The organism is Nonomuraea sp. H19 (assembly GCF_052068215.1).
Lineage (GTDB): Bacteria > Actinomycetota > Actinomycetes > Streptosporangiales > Streptosporangiaceae > Nonomuraea.
The window spans coordinates 412030-429056 of record NZ_JBQHCV010000002.1 but is presented as its reverse complement, the minus strand read 5'-3'; the positions used below and the strand labels follow the sequence as shown (position 1 = coordinate 429056).

Below are 17027 nucleotides of genomic sequence, written 5' to 3'. Positions count from 1 at the left end.
TAAAGACTTTCTTACACCTGATGGGAACTCATGACTACGGCCGGGACGACCGGCGACGACCTGGTGGAGATGCTGGCGGCGCTGGCCAACCCGCTGCGGCTGCGCATCATCGCGAAGCTGTCCGACGGCCGTGACTACGTGAGCCACCTGGCCCGCGAGATCGGGGTGAGCCGCCCGCTCCTCCACATGCACCTGCGACGGCTCGAGGCGGCCGGCCTGATCGTCGGCAGCCTGGAGCTGTCGGAGGACGGCAAGGCCATGAAGTACTACGAGGTCACGGACTTCAATCTGCAGCTGACCGCGCGTGCGCTGGCCGAGGCGGCGAAGACACTGACGGACCCGGAGAAGGGTCCCGGAGCCGAGGAGCACTCCTGATGCTGGATGGGGCAATGTCCTGGCCCGAGGTGATCTTCTACCTCGGGGTGCTGGTCCTGGTCGCCTTCCTGCTCGCGGTGGTCATCGTGGGCATGTTCGAGTCGCGGAAGGCGAAGCTCCAGGCCGACCAGGCTGAGGACTTACGGCAGCTCGTGCGCCGATTCGAGCAGCTCTCCGAGAACACCATGGACGCCCAGCAACGGGTGGCCGCCGACCTGGCCGAGCTGCGCTCGCGTACGGCGTCGATCGAGCAGATCCTGCGTACGGTCGAGTGACGAGGCCGGGGAACCCGGCGTTCCAACCGCTCGTTCTTCTCGCATGACGACTCCGCAATTAGCCTGCCCTCTCTGCCACGGCACCGAGTTCCAGCAGGAGGAGGGCCGGCTCGACAGCAGATGGGGCATCACGTCGCACCGCATGACGCTGATGATCTGCATGCGATGCCGCTACATCCTGCATTTCTACGACAAGCACTCGATTTTCGACTTCGACTGAGGCGCTCGGCCGCTAGAGGCCGAAGGCGCCGCCTTCGATGAGGATGAGCAGCCCGATCCCGATCAGGACGAGAGGCAGCAGGATGTGCCCCCATCGGCTCAGCGCCTTGGCGACGAGCGGCCGGGTGGCGAAGAACCTGCCCGCCAGGCACCAGACGGCGACCAGGACGAGGAAGACGACCGCGTAGACGCTCATGCCGCCGAGGCCGGAAGTGGCGAAGACCGGGACGTAGACGCCGAGGTTGTCACCGCCGTTGGCCAAGGTGACGGCGGCGACCTCCAGCGCTTTGGGGCCACCCGGCCCGGTCCTGGCCTCCTCGGGATCGCCGTGGTCGCGCCAGGCCTCCCAGGCGGCCTTCAATCCCAGGACCAGAGGCAGGAGGCCGAGGTACGGGATGAGCGACTCCGGCAGGAGCGTGGCGCCCAGAGCGGCGGCGACCGACACCGCGAGGATCGCGGCGAAGCCCAGGTATTGCCCGAGGAAGACCCGCAGGGCGGCGTTGCGGTGCCCGGCTCCCTGAGCGAAGAACAGCGCCAGGATGACGAGGTCGTCGACGTTGGTGATGGCGAACAGGCCGACGGCCTGCCCGACGATGCCCGGGTTCACGCCTGTCATGATCGTGGTCGTCCCTGCCGATACGCCACCTCGCCGAGCACCCCCAAGGCATAATTACCGCCGATGCCGAAATTTCAGGACCTGTCGGAGTATTCGGCGGCGATCGCCCCCATCATCGACGCGGCCCACGTCAACGTGCACGCCTCGGCCCGCCGGGCGGCCACCAAGCTCGCCGAGACCTCCGGTGTGACCCCGGGCTTGCTGTACGACCTGCGGTTCGCGCTCCCCCTGCGCCCGGTGACCCGCCCGCACCTGGCCACGATCTACCGGTACGCCGACGCGGCCGGCCACGAGGACGGCATCCGGGAGCACCTTCGCGAGGGCACGCTGGCAGAGGACCGCGACGGCCTGCTGCGCCTGACGGAGACAGGGCTGGAGTTCGTCCACCGCCTCTACGAGGTCCATACCGCCGCGGCCGAACGCGTCTGGGCCGGGCACGACCTGCCGGGGCTTGCCGGGCTGGCCGGCAGGGTGCTGGACCGGGCCGAACGCGTGCCGGGCGGCGCGCTGGCGCTGGTGGCGCCCCCGTACGAGCCGGAGGGGGCGGCGCCGGGGGCGCTGCTGTTCAACCGGCTCGCCGCCCTCCGCTATCACCGCGCGGACGCGCATGCCGCGGCCTGGCAGGCAGCGGGCCTGTCCGTGGCCGAGATCGTCGGTTTGAGAGACGGGCCGCTGCGTGCCGGGATCGAGGCGGACACCAACCTGCGGGCCGCCGCCCCGTACCGGACGCTCTCCGAGGCCGAGCGGGACACCCTGTACGACGGCCTCCTCAAGCTGATCTAGAGCGCCGCCAGCAGGCGGCCCACCTCCGTGCGGTCGTTCACGCCGAGCTTGTCGTAGGCGGCCTGCAGGTGGTTGGCCACCGTCCGCGTGGACAGCGTCAGCCGCGCGGCGATCTGCCGGTTCGTCAACTCGGCCGCGGCGAGCTGGACGATCTCCCGCTGGCGCGGCGTCAGCTCGGGCGTGGCCAGCTCCACCAGCGCGGGCGTCGTGACCCCCGGACAGCGCTTGGCCAGCGCCCATGCCCTGGTCTGCGCGCCCCTGGCCAGGGTGCCGCGCCCTGACTGGCGGTACGCGGCCGACTCCTGCGCGGTGGCCTCGGCCGCGTACAGCACCATGCCGAGCCGCTCGAACTCCTCCGCCACCACCCGCAGCTCGCCCGGGTCCCCCGTGGCCCGTGCGTGCCTGGCAAGCAGCCCGGCCAGCGGCCCCTCCACGCGTTCGGTCAGCGCGGAGAGCCGGTCGGCGGCCAGCTGGGGCATGCCGAGCCGCACCAGGTCGTGCAGCACGAACATCAGCGGGCCGAGCTGCTCGTGCTTCTCGGCGAGGTCGGCAGCCGACAGGCACAGACGCACCGCCTCGTCCAGATCGCCCCCCGCCGCCGCCACCCAGACCGCCGCCTGCAGCACGGGCTGCCGGGTGAACGGCCAGCGCGCCGCCAGCTCCTCCGCCTCCGCGAGCGTGGTACGGGCCTGCGCCGTCCGGCCCAGCAGCGCCAGCGCGTGGGCCAGCTCCCCCAGGCACCGGCCCAGGTACGGCGTGCGCACCGGCAGCCTGGCCGCGTCGTCCCGGCACCACCTGGTGGCTCCCTCCGCGTCCCCGCGCAGCCTGCTGACCAGCGCCCGATAGGCCCCGAACCCGGACACCGACAGCTCGCCGGCGGCCAGCCCCATGCCCTCCTCCGCGGTGCGCGCGGCCGCCTCCAGTCGCCCGGAGAACGCCTGCGCCGCACACCGCGCGTCCAGCAGCGTCGGCAGCGCGTGCGGCGCCTCGTCGCCCCAGCCTGCCACACCCGCCAGCGCCCGCTCCGCGACCGTGAGGCTGCGCTCGAAGCGCCCCGAGTAGGCGTCGATCCACGCCTCCAGACCGGCCGCGTGCGCCGCGCCCCTGACCGTCATGGGCGTGCACGCGAGGGCCTGCGCCAGCGACCCGGCCGCCCCGGTGAGGCGCCCCGCGAGGAAGTCGGCCACGCCACGGTAGATGTGCGCCTCCTGCCGCCAGGCCGGATCCGCCAGCGTCGCCGCGACCCCGTCCAGCACCCGGCTCGCCTCGGCGTCCGCGCCCGCCCAGGCGAGGTTGATGCCCAGGCTGAAGGCGTGCTGCGCGCGCTCGCTCTCGGTCACCGCGGTCTTCGCGGCCTGGCGCAGCGCGGTCAGCGCGGAGTCCGCGTCGCCCAGCACCATGAGCACCTGGCCGAGCAGCGCCACCGCCGCCACCCCGGCCCCCGCGTCGATCGCGGCCCTGGCCAGCCGCGCGGCCAGCCGGGGGTCACGCCGGGCGAAGGCCAGGCCCGCGGCGGACAGCAGCATCTCGGGCGAACTCGCGGCCGAGCCGCTGTCCAGCCGCCACACGGCCGCCCGCAGCTCATCCTCGCGCCGCCGCAGCCCTGTGGCCTCCAGAGCCTCGGCCAGCATCCGCCGGCGCCGCCGCGCCCGCAGCGTACCGCAGTCGGCGCGGACCACCTCGCCGTACAGGGGGTGACCGAGCCGGACGTGCTCCCGCCTGCCCTCGCCCACGGCCACGACCAGGCCGCGGGCCTCGACCCGCTCGATCGTCCGCGCCGAGGTCAGGGACTCCAGCAGCGCGGCGCCCAGCGGCTCGCCGAACGCCACCAGCTCGAGCACCTCGCGCTCGTCCTGGTCGAGGTGCCCGATCCGGTCGCTCACCAGCTCGTGCAGCCTGGTGGTCATCGACAGCTCGCCCCGCCAGCGCCATTGGCCGTCCAGCTCGGCCAGGCACCCCGAGGCGCGGCCACCGAGCACGACCTCGCGCAGGTAGAGCAGGTTGCCCCCGCTGACCCTGGCCAGATGCCGTACGGTCGCCGCGGCCACCTCGCCGCCGAGCGCCTCCGCGAGCACCTGCCCGACCTCGGTCTCCATCAGCGGCGGCAGCTCGATCCTGGCGATCAGCTCGTCCTTCCACAGCGCGGTCACGGGCGCCGGCTGCGGCTCGCCGGTGCGTACCGTCACCAATAACGTGGCCTCGCCGCGCTCGGCCAGATAGTGCACCAGCGCCGCCGAGGCCGGGTCCAGCCGGTGCGCGTCGTCCACGTTCACCAGCAGCTCGCCCCGCCCCGTGCCGCGCAGGTGGCGGGTGGCCCAGCGCAGCAGGTTCTCGCCGCCCTGCGGCGGCCCCGTCAGCACGTGCGCGAACGCGCCGAACGGGATCATCGACGCGGTCTCGGTGCCCAGCGCGCGCACGACCGCGTACCCCTTCAGCCCGGCCAGCGCCTGCCCCGCCAGCCTGCTCTTGCCCACCCCTGCGTCACCGGCGATCATCACGCCTGCTCCCGACCGCAGTGCCTCCCGTACGGTCGTGAGCGGCCCCCCTCGCCCGACGAACGGCCATCCGCTCCCCAGCTGCTCGCTCATCGTGCCTCCTCTCACCTGCCATGGTGATAAGAGGAGGTTCGCGGGAGGTTCAGGACGTTTCGCGCTTCAGCCCGGCTGCGGTGAGCAACAGGTCGATCACCGCCTCGGTCCCGCTGAACGGCACCGGCTCGCCGCCGACCTCTTCGAGCAGCCCGCGGAGCTGGCCGCCGGATTGTTCGGGCTCGACCAGCCGTACGATGACCGTTCTCACCCGGCCACCATCTCTCCGGACGGTTCAGGTCTGGTTCAGGTGAGGGTAGGGGGCGGGCTCGACCTCCAGCTCCCGCATGTGTTCGGCGTAGAGCTGGTAGCGCCGGCGGGCGTCGCCGCGGCGGCCCGCCAGATCCAGCACCCGCACCAGGCCCAGGTGCGCGCGCTCGTCGTAGCGGTCCCGCTCCAGCAGCCGCAGCCAGTAGCGCGCCGCCTCGTCGTAGCGCCGCTCGCCCGCGCGTGCCGTGGCGAGCCTGGCCGCCGCCTGCACGTACGCCAGCCTGGCCTGCTCGCGCAGGCCCACGGCCCAGTCGGCGTAGGGGTCCTCCTCGCAGAACTCCCCGCCGTACGCGCTCTCGGCCGCCGCCCACCGCTCCAGCGCCTCGGCCGTACGACCGGCCTGGTCGAGCCGTACGGCATCGGCCACCAGATCCAGAAATCTCTCGACATCGACGTCGACGTTGGACAGATCCAGCCGCAGCGCGCCCTCGTCCGAGACCACGACGTCGTCGGGGGGCCGCTCCCTGCCGGGGTCGAGCACCGCGCGCAGCGTGGACACCATGACGTTCAGCCGCCGCAGCCCGACCGCGTCGCCCTCCTGCTCCGGCCAAAGGATCTCGACCAGGCGCTCCCTGCTGATGCCGCTCCCTCTGCGGCTGATCAGGATCTTCAGCAGGTCGCGGGCCTTGCGCGACTGCCAGGCGGTACGTGCGACGGGCACGCCGCCCAGCAGGACGCGGAACGTTCCCATGGTCTCGACGACCACCCGCGCCCCCGGCTCCGGCGCGGCGCGGGCGATCAACGCGTCGATCCGGTCGTCGAGCGCCCGGCAGCCGATCGCGTGCATGCGCTCGCGTATTTCCCCGGCGGCGGCCCGGCCGGTCGCGGGATCGGCCAGGGCGGCTCTGACCAGCTCGGCCCTGGCCTGCCCGATCGGATCGCCGAGCATCGCCCACTTGCGCACGGCCTCGTCGGCGAGCTTGGGGTCGCCGTCGAGCTGGGCGCGCAGCTCGGTGATGGCGGCCTGCGCGGCGTGGTCCCTGCGCCGCACCGCGACGGGCTCGGTCTCGTCCAGCATCGCCCTGGCCCGGTCGAGCCGCCCGGCGGCGAGCGCCACGCGGGCGCTCACGACCCGCGCGCTCACGCCGGCGATGCCGTCGGCGTGCTCCAGCGCCTGCTCGGCGACCCGGACGGCCTCCTCGGGGTCCTCGTCGGCGAGCAGCCCGGCCAGCGAGTTGAGCCCGTTGGACAGCTTCTGCACGTCGCCGGCCGGCGTCTCGGCGACGACCCGCCGGTAGATCGCGATCGCCGCAGCGCGGTCGCCGCGCAGCGCGTGGACCTCCGCCAGCCGGTCCAGGCCGTAGCCGACAAGCTTGGAGCCCATCGCCTCCCACCCCGCCACCGCGGCGGCGGCCTCGGTGGCGGCCTCCTCCAGGCGGCCGAGCCCGATCAGCGCCTTGGCCCGGTTGGCGGCGTTGAGCGCGGCGAAGGGGGCGAACGACACCAGGTCCGACAGCCTGCCCGCGAAATCCGTTTCGGCCAGGGCCTCGGCGTAGGCGCCCTCGTCCAGGTAGCGGGAGGCCCGGTTGGCGTGGATGCGGATGAGCTGGACGACGTCGCCGGCGCGCTCGGCGTACTCCAGAGCCCGCAGGTAGTGGGCGTCGTTGGCGCGGCGGTCGCCGTCGAGGGCGGCGAGCATGGCCAGCACGGTGTTCGCCATCGCGAGTGCGCCCGCGTCGCCCAGGCTGCCGGCCTGGTCCAGGGCCTTGTCGGCCAGCTCGGCGCAGCCTGCGCGGTCGCCCTTCAGCCAGAGCACGGAGGCGGCGGAGGCGGCGCACATGGCGGCGTCGGCGGGCGGGAAGCCGTACTCGTGGCCCCTTAGATACATGGCCATCGCCGCGTCGTAATCGCCGCGCAGGTGATCGATGAAGCCCAGCCGCCGGGCCACGAACGCGTCGAACGCGGGGCCTGCGGCGGCGTGGGCGAGCAGGTCGCGGGCGCGGTTCCAGTGGCCGCGGTTCTGTTCGGCGATGCCGGCCAGCTTGAGCATCGCGGGAGATCGCCTGGCCGCCTCGGGTAACAGGTCGAGAGCGGCGACCACGTCCGCGCGTTCGGCCAGGCGCAGGCCGTACGAGTCGAGGAGGGAGGCCGCGAGGCCGGGGTGCACGGTCGCGACGGCGGCGCGCAGGGCCAGCTCGGGCTGGTCGTGCTCGACGTACCAGCGGGCGGCGACCGCGGCGACGTCGTGGGCCTCGTGCCGGTCGAGCGGGGCGTGCCTGGCCAGGACGTGCGCGCTGGTCTGGGTCAGCCGGTGGCCGTCCTGCACGGTTTCGAGGAACAGGCCGCGGCTGGTCAGCGAGTCCAGCGTGTCGGGCGGCGCGCCGAGGACCACGGCCAGATCGCCGGTCAGCACGGGCAGTACGGTGGCGGCTCGCAGCAGCTCGCGCATGGCCACGGGCAGGTCCTTGAACGCGTCGAGCGTGAGGCGTTCAAGCGTGGCGGAGTTGGCGGCCAGGCTCGCGGCGGTGCTCGGCCACGTGGCGGGGTCCTCGCGGGTCAGCGCGTCGAGCGCGGCCTGGACCGCGGCCGGCCAGCCGCCGCAGGCCTCGTGCAGCGTGCCGGCGACGACGGCGCCGGCCTCGCCCAGCCGGTCGCGGACCCAGGCGGCGGTCTCCTGCGGAGTGAGCGCCAGATCGGTCGCGTCCAGGTCGAGCACCTCGTGGTCCTGACGCAGCCGGGCGGTCGGGAACGGCAGCGGCGCCCGGGACGCGGTGACCACGTGCAGATGTCTGGGCGCGGCGCGGACCAGCGTCTCCACGTAGCGCACGGAGCCCGGCGCGCCCGCGATCGCCTCGACGCCGTCGAAGACCACGGCGAGAGCCCGCCGCAGCCGCCGGGCCAGGGCCTCGGCCAGCGCGCCCGCCAGCGCCGCCGCTCTGGACAGTTCGTCGGCGTCGGGGCCGAGCGGCGCCTGCGCGGCCGTGACCAGGTCGGCGGGCAGCCCGGGCACCGCCTCAGACAGCGCCGCGACCACCGCCCCGGCCAGCGTGGGCAGGTCGCGGTCGGCGGGCCCGAGCCGGTGCAGCACCGCGCCCACGGCCTGGCTCCACCCGGCCAGCGCGATCGATTTCCCGTAGCCCGTCGTCGCCACGAGCGAGGTGAGCCTGTGCGTCAGCGCCCCGTCGAGCCGCCGGTCGAGGGCGGGACGGGGTTGCACCCACCCTCGTTCCACCACCGCATGCTACGCCTGCCTTCGTCGGCGACTCCAGAATTCCGTTGGAGACTCCAGAGTTCGCAAAGTGCCACCTCCCGGTAACCAGTGGGTAGGCGCACTATTGTCGTACTTCTTACAGGAGGCACCGTGGAACAGGACCTGCCCGGCGGTGCGAGGCTGATCGTGGGGGTGGACGAGTCCCCGGCCTCGCGCTGGGCGCTTGCCTGGGCCATCGGGGCGGCCAGGCTGCACCGGATGGCCCTGGTCGCCGTGCACGTCAGTCGCGCGCCCGTCCATCCCTTCCCCGAGGCGCTACCCGTCCAGGCCGCACTGAGGCAGGGCGAGGATGCCCGTTGCGCCGAAGTCGTCGCGGGGGTGTTCGACGACGTCGCGGGCGGAGTGCCCGACGACCTCACGACGGCCGTGGTCGGCCGGGTCGGCGATCCCGGCTACCACCTCGTCGACCTGGCCCGCGAGGGCGACCTGCTGGTGCTCGGACGGGGACGGCGCGGCCTGCTCAGCCGCATCTTCCTGCCGTCCACCAGCATGTATTGCGCCCGGCACGCGCGGACCACAGTCGTGATCGTGCAGCAGCCCTCGCCGCCCGACGACCCGGAGATGTCAGGGGAGCGAGCTCGGCGGTTCTGGAGCCGCCGACATCATTAGCGATCTGCTGAGCAGTTCGAGGCCCCCGGGGATCTGCTGCCGCGTGATCGCTCCATAGCCCAGGACCAGGCCGGGTTGGGCCGGGGTCTCACCGCAGTACGCCTCCAGCCGCTCCAGCGCCAGGCCGGGCGCGGTACGTACGGACACGCCGGGCGCGAGGCGGGCACACAGGTGCAGACCCGCCGTGGAGGGGACCGGGCGCAGGCGGTCGTCGGCGGCCAGGGCTTCGGCGACCATGGCGTGGCGGGCAGCGTACTCGCGGGTCGCCTTCCTGATGTGCCTGGCCAGGAGCCCTTCGTCGATGAACCGGGCCAGGGCCGCCTGCGTGGGCAGCTCGCCGTGCCAGTCGGACAGCTGCCTGGCGGCGCGCAGCGCCGGGGCCAGCGAGGCCGGGGCGACGAGGAAGCCCAGCCGGAGCATGGGGAGCAGGGTCTTGGAGAACGAGCCGACATAGATCACCCGGCCTGCGCGGTCGAGGCTCTGGAGGGGTTCGAGCGGGCGCTCGCCGAAGCGGAACTCGCTGTCGTAGTCGTCCTCGATCACCACCGCCTTGCGGCGCTCGGCCCAGGCCAGGAGGGCGGCGCGGCGGGCCAGCGACATGGGCGTCCCCAGAGGGAACTGGTGGGACGGGGTGACGTACACGATGCGGGCGGCTTTCGGGATGGCCTGGACGTCGATGCCCTCGGCGTCGACCGGGACTCCTGCGACGCGGGCGCCAAGTGAGCGGAACAGCAGGCGGGCCGGGGGGTAGCCGGGCTCCTCGACCGCCACGCAGGCCCCCGGCTCGATCAGGACGCGGCCGATGAGGTCGAGCGCCTGCTGGGCGCCGTTCGTGATCAGTACGTCGCCGGGGCCGGCGTGGACCGAGCGGCTGATGCCGATATGCCGGGAAATAGCCGCTCTAAGCAGCTCATGTCCTGAAGGGTCGCTGTAAGCGGCCGTGCCGACCCGCAACTCGCGGGCCACCAGCCGGCGCCACGTCTCCATGGGAAACAGATGGGGGTCGGGCACGCCGACGCGGAAGTCGTATGGGGCGTTCGGCGTGGGGCCGGGGAGCCGGATCTCCCGCCAGAGCGCGCGTGGCAGGACCACACCCTTGGGGGCCGCACGGCCCCGTACCGGCTCGGCCGACACGAACGTGCCCGCGCCGGCGCGCCCCACCAGGAATCCGTCGGCCACGAGGCGGTCGTAGGCGAGCGCGACCGTGTTCCTGGAGATCTCCAGCCTGCGGGCCAGCTCCCTGGTCGGGGGCAGCCGCTCGCCCGATCTGAGCCTGCCGTCGAGGATGGCGTCGAGGAGCTGCCGGTAGACCTGTGCGGCCAGGTCACCGCGGCCGTCGAGGCTGATGTGGAGGTCCATCTTGGCCCAATCAACTTGCCGAAAATTGGAGCTTACAACGGGACAAATGGAGACCCAAGATGAGCGCATGACAGAACGCATGGATCTCGGATCGCTCGCCGGCGAGGCGTACAAGCACATGGCGGGGCTGGACAGGTTCGTCGCCGCCAGCACCCTTCCCCAGCCCCTCCTGGAGCTGGTACGCCTGCGCGCCAGCCAGATCAACGGCTGCGTCTACTGCGTGAACATGCACAGCTCGGACGCCAAGCAGGCGGGCGAGACCGACGCCCGGCTGCACGCGGTCGCGGTGTGGCGGGAGGCGCCGTTCTTCACCGAACAGGAGCGGGCCGCCCTCGGCTTCACCGAGGCCGCCACCCGGCTCTCCACCGGCGACATCACGGACGAGGTGTGGCAGCAGGCCGCCGCGCACTTCACGGAGCCGGAGCTGGCGGCGCTGGTCGTGGCCGTGGCCACCATCAACGCCTGGAACCGGATGGGCGTCGCCACCCGCATGACGCCGGAGTCCTAGGTGCGACTCCGGCCGCCACCCGCGGTGGACCGCTGGCCGCGGTCCACCGCATACGTCGTGGCCGCGCGCCGCATCCTGGCTCAGGCCCAGTTCGCGAACGCCGTCGGCGACGGGATCTACCTCGTCACCTCCGCGTTCTACTTCTCCAGGATCGTCGGCCTGTCGGCCACCGAGATCGGCCTCGGCCTCACGCTGGGCTGGGCCGCCGGCTCGATGGCCGGTGTGCCGCTCGGCCACCTGGCCGACCGGCGCGGCCCGCGCGGCGTCGCCGTGCTGCTGGCCTTGGCGACCGCGGCGGCGGTGGCCTCGTTCGTGTTCGTCCGGTCGTTCGCGCCGTTCGTGCTGGTCGCCTGCCTGTACGGCATCGCGCAGACGGGCCTGTCGGCGGCCCGGCAGGCGCTGCTCGCCGGGCTGGTCGAGCCCGCGCAGCGGACCACGGTGCGGGCGCTCCTCCAGGCCACACTGAACGGCGGCCTGGCCGTCGGCGCCGCCATGGGCGGGCTCGCGCTGTACCTCGACACGGCTTCGGCGTATCTGACGCTGTTCGCGATCGACGCGCTGAGCTTCCTCGTGGCCGCGGCGCTGCTGCTCAGATTGCCTGCGGTTGCCGCGGTCCGGGTCACCGATTCCGGGCCCAGAATGGCGGTGCTCAGGGACCGGCCGTACGCGGCCGTCACGCTGATCAACGCGGTGATGCTCTTCTACATGCCGCTGCTCACCGTGGTCGTGCCGCTCTGGATCGCCGAACGTACGGCCGCGCCCGGCTGGGTGGTGTCCGTGCTGCTCCTGATCAACACGGGCAGCGTGCTGGTCTTCCAGGTGCGGATGGCCAGGCGGGTGAAGGGGCTGCGGGATGCGTCCTCATCGGTGCGGCGTGCCGGGCTGGTGATGCTGGGAGCCTGTGCGGTGTTCGCGCTGAGCGCGTACGGGTGGGCGTTCCTGCTGGTCGCGGCCGCGCTGCTGGTCGCCGGCGAGATGCTGCTGGCCGCGGGGGCCTGGGAGATCAGCTTCGCGCTCGCCCCGGAGGACAAGCAGGGCCAGTATCAGGGGTTCTTCGGCACCGGCGTGGCCGTGGCCAGGATGCTGGGGCCGGTCGCGCTCACGGCGCTCGTGCTCGGTGGGGGGACGGTCGGCTGGCTGCTGCTGGGGGTGGTGTTCCTGACGGCCGGCGCCGCGATGGCACCGGCCGTCAGATGGGCGGGTCGGCTCACTTGAAGCGGCGTAGCCGGAGGCTGTTGCTGACCACGAAGACGCTGGAGAACGCCATCGCGGCGCCCGCGATCATCGGGTTGAGCAGGCCCAGCGCCGCGAGTGGCAGGGCGGCCACGTTGTAGGCGAAGGCCCAGAACAGGTTGCCCTTGATGGTCGACAGCGTGCGGCGCGACAGCCGTAGCGCGTCGGCCGCCACCCGCAGATCGCCGCGGACCAAGGTCAGGTCGCTCGCCTCGATGGCGGCGTCGGTGCCGGTGCCCATCGCCAGCCCCAGATCGGCCTGGGCCAGCGCGGCGGCGTCGTTGACGCCGTCGCCCACCATGGCCACCACCTTGCCCTCGGCCTGGAGCCGCTTGACGACGTCGACCTTGTCGGCGGGCAGCACCTCGGCGATCACCTCATCGATGCCCACCTCGGCCGCGACCGTCTTGGCCACCGCCTCGTTGTCGCCGGTCAGCAGCACCGGGGTCAGCCCCAGCGCCCTGAGCTGTTCGATGGCCTCCCTGCTGGTCGCCTTGACCACATCGGCCACCACCAGCACCGCGCGGGCCTGACCGTCCCAGCCGACCGCCACCGCGGTGCGGCCCTTGGCCTGCTCCTCGGCCAGCTCGCGCTCCAGCTCTTCGGGCAAGTGCTGCGACCACTCCTCCAGCAGCCGGGGACGGCCGGCCAGCACCGCGTGACCGTCCACGATGCCCTGCACGCCGAGCCCCTCGACGTTGACGAAATCCTCCACGACCGCATCCACCGCGGCCTCCGATTGTGCCGCCCGCGCGATGGCCCGGGCGATCGGATGCTCGGAAGCGTGCTCCAGCGCGCCGGCCAGCCTGAGAACCTCCTCGCGGCTCTGTCCCTCGGCGAGGTGGACGGCGACGAGCGTCATCCTGCCCTCGGTGACCGTGCCGGTCTTGTCCAGCACCACGGTGTCGACCCGGCGGGTGGACTCCAGCACCTCCGGCCCCTTGATCAAGATGCCCAGCTGGGCGCCACGGCCGGTGCCCACCAGCAACGCGGTCGGCGTGGCCAGCCCGAGCGCGCACGGGCAGGCGATGATCAGCACCGCCACCGCCGCCGTGAACGCCGCCCCGGCGCCGTCCCCGGTGCCCAGCCAGTACCCCAGAGTGCCGACCGCCAGCGCGATCACGATCGGCACGAAAATCCCCGAGATCCGGTCGGCCAGCCGCTGCACCTGCGCCTTGCCGGTCTGCGCCTCCTCCACCAGCCTGGCCATCTGGGCGAGCTGGGTGTCCGCGCCGACCCGGGTGGCCTCGACGATCAAGCGGCCGCCCGCGTTCACCGTCGCCCCGGTCACCGCGTCACCAGGCTTGACCTCCACAGGCACGGACTCGCCGGTCAGCATCGAGGCGTCCACCGCCGAGCTGCCCTCCACGATCACACCGTCGGTGGCGATCTTCTCCCCCGGCCGCACGATGAACCGATCACCCGTGGCGAGCTGCTCGACCGGGACGCGCCGGCCGTCGGCCAGCTCCACATCCTTGGCACCCAGCTCCATCAAAGCCCGCAACGCCGCGCCCGCCCGGCGCTTGGAACGCGACTCGAAGTAACGGCCGGCCAGGATGAACGCCGTCACCCCCGCCGCCGCCTCCAGGTAGATGTTGCCGGAGCCGTCACTGCGCGTGATCGTGAACGCGAACGGGTGCGTCATCCCCGGCATGCCCGCCGTACCGAAGAACAGCGCCCACACCGACCAGCCGAGCGCGGCGAGCGTACCCATCGAGATCAGCGTGTCCATCGTCGCCGCGCCGTGCCGCACGTTGGTCCAGGCCGCCCTGTGGAACGGCCAGCCCGCGTACACCACCACCGGCGCCGCCAGCACCAGCGACAGCCACTGCCAATTGGTGAACTGCAACGGCGGGATCATCGCCATCGCGATCACCGGAACACTCAGCACCAGCGCCGTGACCAGCCGCTGACGCAACGACCGCAGCTCATCCTCCGACTCAGCGGGTTCAGCGGCCGGCGGGGCGGGCAACGCGGCGGTATAACCCGCCTTCTCCACCTCGGCGACCAACTGCTGCGGGTCCACCCCGTCAGGAAAGGTGACCTTCGCCTTCTCCGTCGCGTAATTGACCGTCGCGGTCACGCCCTCGAGCTTGTTCAGCTTGCGCTCGATCCGGTTCGCGCAGGACGCACAGGTCATGCCGCCGATCGTGAGTTCGACAGCTCTGCCTTCAGTGAGGGAAGACATCACCTCTCCTTTCTTCGCATCCCGTGCGTTCAGTGGCTGTGGTCGTGAGTGGCCGAAGGGGCGTGCCCGTCGGACAGCAGCGACGCGGCGGTGAAGCTGGCCGTACGGACCTTGCCCTCGTGCTGGAAGTCCAGGAACAACCGGTAGTCGCCGCCGCTCGGCACCTCGGCGTAGAACGTGATCTCCGGTCCTGCCTTCTTGCTGTCCTCAGGATGGACGTGCAGGTAGGCGAGGTCGCCGGCGCGGAGGGCGACCAGGTGGCCGTACGCGCCGAGGTAGGGCTGCAGGTCCTTGACCGGCACGCCGCCCTTGCTGACCGTGAGGGTGAGCTTGCTGGACTGGCCGGGGACCAGGTCGCCGGCCAGGTTCACAGTGTAGTCGTCGACGGTCGCCGTGCGGCTGACGTGCGGAAGCGGCTCGGGCCGGTAGTCGCCCGCGGCTTGCAGATCCGCGCCGAGCGTGAGCTTCTCGCCGCCCTTGGGGACGAAATCGGCGAACGCGCGGTACGCGCCTGCCTTCGGAAGCGTCAGCTTGACCGACCAGGTGCCGTCAGGGGTCATATCTGGATGTACGTGCTGGAAGCTCATCAGGTCGCGGGAGGCGACAATAAAGTGCATTTTCTTGTCGTGCTCGACCTGGTAGTCGGTCACCGGCCTGCCGTTGGGGCCGATGATGCTGAACTTGAAGTCCATCGGCACTCCGATCGCGACCGGGGTGATCGTGTTGAGCGTGTAGCCGTCCTGCGACACCTGCAACCCGCCAGGGGTATCGGTCTTCGCCGGCTGCGTGGTGGCGTGCTCGTCGCCGTGCCCGCCAGCAGTGGGCTCCCCGGCCGGTGCGGTGGCGTGACTGTCGGCGGATCCGGCGGTCTGGCTGTCGGCGGGGGCCATCGCGGCGTGGTCCTCGGCCGGCGCCGGATCGGCCGTCGGGCCGACCACGCGCCCCGCGCCCAGGGCGCCGCCGAAGACGACGGCCAGCCCCAGGACGTAGGTGCCTAGTTTGGCGGCCGCGTTCATGAGCGACCCGCCAGCTCGTATCCGGCCTCTTCTACCGCTGCAGCGATCTTCGCCTCGTCGATCGGCTCGTCGCTGCCGACCGTCAGCAGGCCGCCGGCCAGATCCACCTCCACGGAGGTGACCCCCGCGACCTCGCCGACCTCCTCCTTCACCGAGCTCACGCAGTGTCCGCAGGTCATGCCCTTGACGGTGTAGGTGGCGGCGGTGCTCATCGCGGTCTCCTTAGCCTTGCAAGTCTTCGCGTCCGATGCGGGTGCCCGTCTTCGTCCGAGTGTAACACCGTACCCCCCTAGGGTATCTCGTACGGCTTCTGTGATCCAGCTCACAAAACCTTTTCACGTACGGCTAACTGTGTGCCGAGGAGCCCAGGCGCGCCCGACATAGCCGCCATCATTACCCGGATACCAGTAAGAGACATCCCAAATGCCGAGATCAGGCTCATCGCGACCAGGGAGCAGCAGCGAAACCGCAGATGGGAGCCGTGCATGAGCTATACAGTCGCATACCCCCGGGTGGGTACGGCACGCCGAGACCGCCCGGAACCTCTACCTGCACCCTGGGCATTGACAGAACCCGGCGCGTCCGCGCGTTGAGGCGGGATATTTGGCATGATCGAGACGTCGCCCGAGTCACCGCCGCGACGATGAGCCGTTGCTACGGCGAGTCGCTGCTACGACGAGTGGCTGCTACGGCGACTCGCCGTCAAAGAGATCGATATCGATGATGTCGATGTCAAAGTTGGGACGGGTATGGTGCCCTCACCTGGGGCTCAACACTCGTTCTTCGCACATTCCACGCATGTGGTCCGTGCACAACACAGGGACCGCAGCCATCCCTTGCTAGGCTGCATGTCAACCGTTGGGTCTCACCCCGGCAGGTGAGGCCGTCGAAGAAGTGGGGTCACACCGTGAAGAAGCTGCTCGTTCTGGCGCTGATCGCCCTTGGGGGGTTGCTGATCTGGCGTAAGGTGCAGGCCGACCGCGCAGAGCTCGATCTCTGGACCGAGGCGACCGGCAGCGAGAACTAACCGACCGGCGAGGCGATGAGTGACATCGTCCCCATCAAGCTGGTGTGCCTGGATCTCGCAGGCACCACGGTCGGTGACATCGTCATGGTCGAGCGCGCCTTCGCCGAGGCGATCGCGACCCAGGGCATAGTGCCCGGGACCGGAGCGTACGCGCGTGCCATGGTTCACGTGCACCGGTCCCGGGGCTGCCCCAAGATCGATGTCTTCCGCGGGATCTTCCCCGGAAACGAGGCCCAGGCGCAGGCGGCCAACCTGACGTTCGAGCGTTCCTACGAGGGTGCGCTGGAGCGGGCGGGTCTCGTACCCACGCCCGGAGTCACGGAGGTTCTCGACAAACTCCGTGGGACCGGAATCAAGCTCGCTCTGATCACCGGCTTCAGCCGCGGGACCTTGAGCCGCATCCTGAGCGTGCTCGGCTGGCACGACAAGATCGACCTGGCCATCTCCCCGGAGGACGCCGGCGGCCGCGGCCGCCCCTGGCCCGACATGGTCCTGCACGCGGTGCTACGGCTGGGCGTGGGGGACGTAAAGAACGTGGCGGTCATCGGCGACTCCGAAAACGACATGCTGTGCGGCAAGCGAGCCGGCGCGTCGATCGTGGCCGGGCTGATGACGGGCGTCCACAGCCGGGAGCGACTACTGAAGGGCGGCGCAACGCACATCTTGGACTCGATCATCGACGTTCCAAGCTTGGTGCTGAGCGACGACCTCGGAACGACGCAGGTGGCTTCCTCCGCCCGGTAAGCTATC

At 71.7% G+C, this 17027-nt stretch carries 17 protein-coding genes; 9 read left to right on the top strand and 8 right to left on the bottom strand.

Features of this window, described 5'->3' with window-relative positions:
- Positions 1 to 30 precede the first annotated feature (30 nt).
- The 3 genes from ACTMTI_RS05680 to ACTMTI_RS05670 are packed head-to-tail and all read left to right on the top strand — an operon-like array spanning position 31 to position 870.
- The gene (locus tag ACTMTI_RS05680; RefSeq protein ID WP_441118542.1) at positions 31 to 375 is read left to right on the top strand and encodes an ArsR/SmtB family transcription factor; all 345 of its coding nucleotides are present in this window, start codon (positions 31 to 33) and stop codon (positions 373 to 375) included.
- Complete coding sequence (locus ACTMTI_RS05675; protein WP_441118541.1) at positions 375 to 650, top strand: hypothetical protein; 276 nt, start codon at positions 375 to 377, stop codon at positions 648 to 650. The genes ACTMTI_RS05680 and ACTMTI_RS05675 overlap by 1 nt, the downstream gene beginning before the upstream one ends.
- A 43-nt stretch (positions 651 to 693) precedes the next feature.
- Positions 694 to 870, top strand: a complete 177-nt coding sequence (locus ACTMTI_RS05670) for a hypothetical protein (protein ID WP_441118540.1) — start codon at positions 694 to 696, stop codon at positions 868 to 870.
- Positions 871 to 882: 12 nt separating this feature from the next.
- Here ACTMTI_RS05670 and ACTMTI_RS05665 read toward each other — a convergent pair whose 3' ends face one another.
- Positions 883 to 1485 (bottom strand): cadmium resistance transporter, encoded by a 603-nt coding sequence (locus ACTMTI_RS05665; protein ID WP_441118538.1) that lies wholly within the window; start codon positions 1483 to 1485, stop codon positions 883 to 885.
- 63 nt (positions 1486 to 1548) lie between these two features.
- Between ACTMTI_RS05665 and ACTMTI_RS05660 the strand changes: the two genes are divergently transcribed.
- The gene (locus tag ACTMTI_RS05660; protein ID WP_441118537.1) at positions 1549 to 2268 is read left to right on the top strand and encodes a hypothetical protein; all 720 of its coding nucleotides are present in this window, start codon (positions 1549 to 1551) and stop codon (positions 2266 to 2268) included.
- On the opposite strand, the gene ACTMTI_RS05655 is transcribed toward ACTMTI_RS05660, so the two are convergent.
- Genes ACTMTI_RS05655 through ACTMTI_RS05645 form a run of 3 tightly spaced genes read right to left on the bottom strand, consistent with a single transcriptional unit; the run spans position 2265 to position 8298 of the window.
- Positions 2265 to 4856 (bottom strand): LuxR C-terminal-related transcriptional regulator, encoded by a 2592-nt coding sequence (locus tag ACTMTI_RS05655; protein ID WP_441118536.1) that lies wholly within the window; start codon positions 4854 to 4856, stop codon positions 2265 to 2267. The two genes, ACTMTI_RS05660 and ACTMTI_RS05655, sit on opposite strands and share 4 nt — an antisense overlap.
- A 49-nt stretch (positions 4857 to 4905) precedes the next feature.
- Positions 4906 to 5067, bottom strand: a complete 162-nt coding sequence (locus tag ACTMTI_RS05650; RefSeq protein ID WP_441118534.1) for a hypothetical protein — start codon at positions 5065 to 5067, stop codon at positions 4906 to 4908.
- 24 nt (positions 5068 to 5091) lie between these two features.
- Positions 5092 to 8298 (bottom strand): BTAD domain-containing putative transcriptional regulator, encoded by a 3207-nt coding sequence (locus ACTMTI_RS05645; RefSeq protein WP_441118533.1) that lies wholly within the window; start codon positions 8296 to 8298, stop codon positions 5092 to 5094.
- A 129-nt stretch (positions 8299 to 8427) separates the two neighbouring features.
- Between ACTMTI_RS05645 and ACTMTI_RS05640 the strand changes: the two genes are divergently transcribed.
- Positions 8428 to 8946, top strand: a complete 519-nt coding sequence (locus ACTMTI_RS05640) for a universal stress protein (protein WP_441118532.1) — start codon at positions 8428 to 8430, stop codon at positions 8944 to 8946.
- Here ACTMTI_RS05640 and pdxR read toward each other — a convergent pair.
- Positions 8902 to 10305 carry a MocR-like pyridoxine biosynthesis transcription factor PdxR gene (gene pdxR / locus ACTMTI_RS05635; protein ID WP_441118531.1) on the bottom strand — a complete coding sequence of 468 codons (1404 nt, stop codon included), beginning with the start codon at positions 10303 to 10305 and terminating at the stop codon, positions 8902 to 8904. The two genes, ACTMTI_RS05640 and pdxR, sit on opposite strands and share 45 nt — an antisense overlap.
- Before the next feature lie 67 nt (positions 10306 to 10372).
- On the opposite strand from pdxR, the gene ACTMTI_RS05630 reads away from it, so the two are divergent.
- Entirely contained in the window at positions 10373 to 10813 is a 441-nt protein-coding gene (locus ACTMTI_RS05630) for a carboxymuconolactone decarboxylase family protein (protein WP_441118530.1), read from the top strand.
- The gene (locus tag ACTMTI_RS05625) at positions 10814 to 12028 is read left to right on the top strand and encodes an MFS transporter (protein ID WP_441118529.1); all 1215 of its coding nucleotides are present in this window, start codon (positions 10814 to 10816) and stop codon (positions 12026 to 12028) included. It begins immediately after the preceding gene.
- Here ACTMTI_RS05625 and ACTMTI_RS05620 read toward each other — a convergent pair.
- Genes ACTMTI_RS05620 through ACTMTI_RS05610 form a run of 3 tightly spaced genes read right to left on the bottom strand, consistent with a single transcriptional unit; the run spans position 12021 to position 15462 of the window.
- The gene (locus ACTMTI_RS05620; RefSeq protein ID WP_441118527.1) at positions 12021 to 14234 is read right to left on the bottom strand and encodes a heavy metal translocating P-type ATPase; all 2214 of its coding nucleotides are present in this window, start codon (positions 14232 to 14234) and stop codon (positions 12021 to 12023) included. The genes ACTMTI_RS05625 and ACTMTI_RS05620 overlap by 8 nt on opposite strands.
- Positions 14235 to 14263: 29 nt before the next feature.
- Positions 14264 to 15250: a hypothetical protein gene (locus tag ACTMTI_RS05615; protein ID WP_441118525.1), complete on the bottom strand. Its 987-nt coding sequence runs from the start codon at positions 15248 to 15250 to the stop codon at positions 14264 to 14266.
- On the bottom strand, positions 15247 to 15462 hold the full coding sequence (locus tag ACTMTI_RS05610) for a heavy-metal-associated domain-containing protein (protein ID WP_441118524.1): 216 nt from the start codon (positions 15460 to 15462) through the stop codon (positions 15247 to 15249). Before ACTMTI_RS05610 ends, ACTMTI_RS05615 begins: the two co-directional genes overlap by 4 nt.
- 695 nt (positions 15463 to 16157) lie before the next feature.
- Between ACTMTI_RS05610 and ACTMTI_RS05605 the strand changes: the two genes are divergently transcribed.
- Positions 16158 to 16277: a DLW-39 family protein gene (locus ACTMTI_RS05605; RefSeq protein ID WP_020542320.1), complete on the top strand. Its 120-nt coding sequence runs from the start codon at positions 16158 to 16160 to the stop codon at positions 16275 to 16277.
- Between the two features lie 15 nt (positions 16278 to 16292).
- Positions 16293 to 17021, top strand: a complete 729-nt coding sequence (locus ACTMTI_RS05600) for an HAD-IA family hydrolase (protein WP_441118523.1) — start codon at positions 16293 to 16295, stop codon at positions 17019 to 17021.
- Positions 17022 to 17027: the final 6 nt, after the last annotated feature.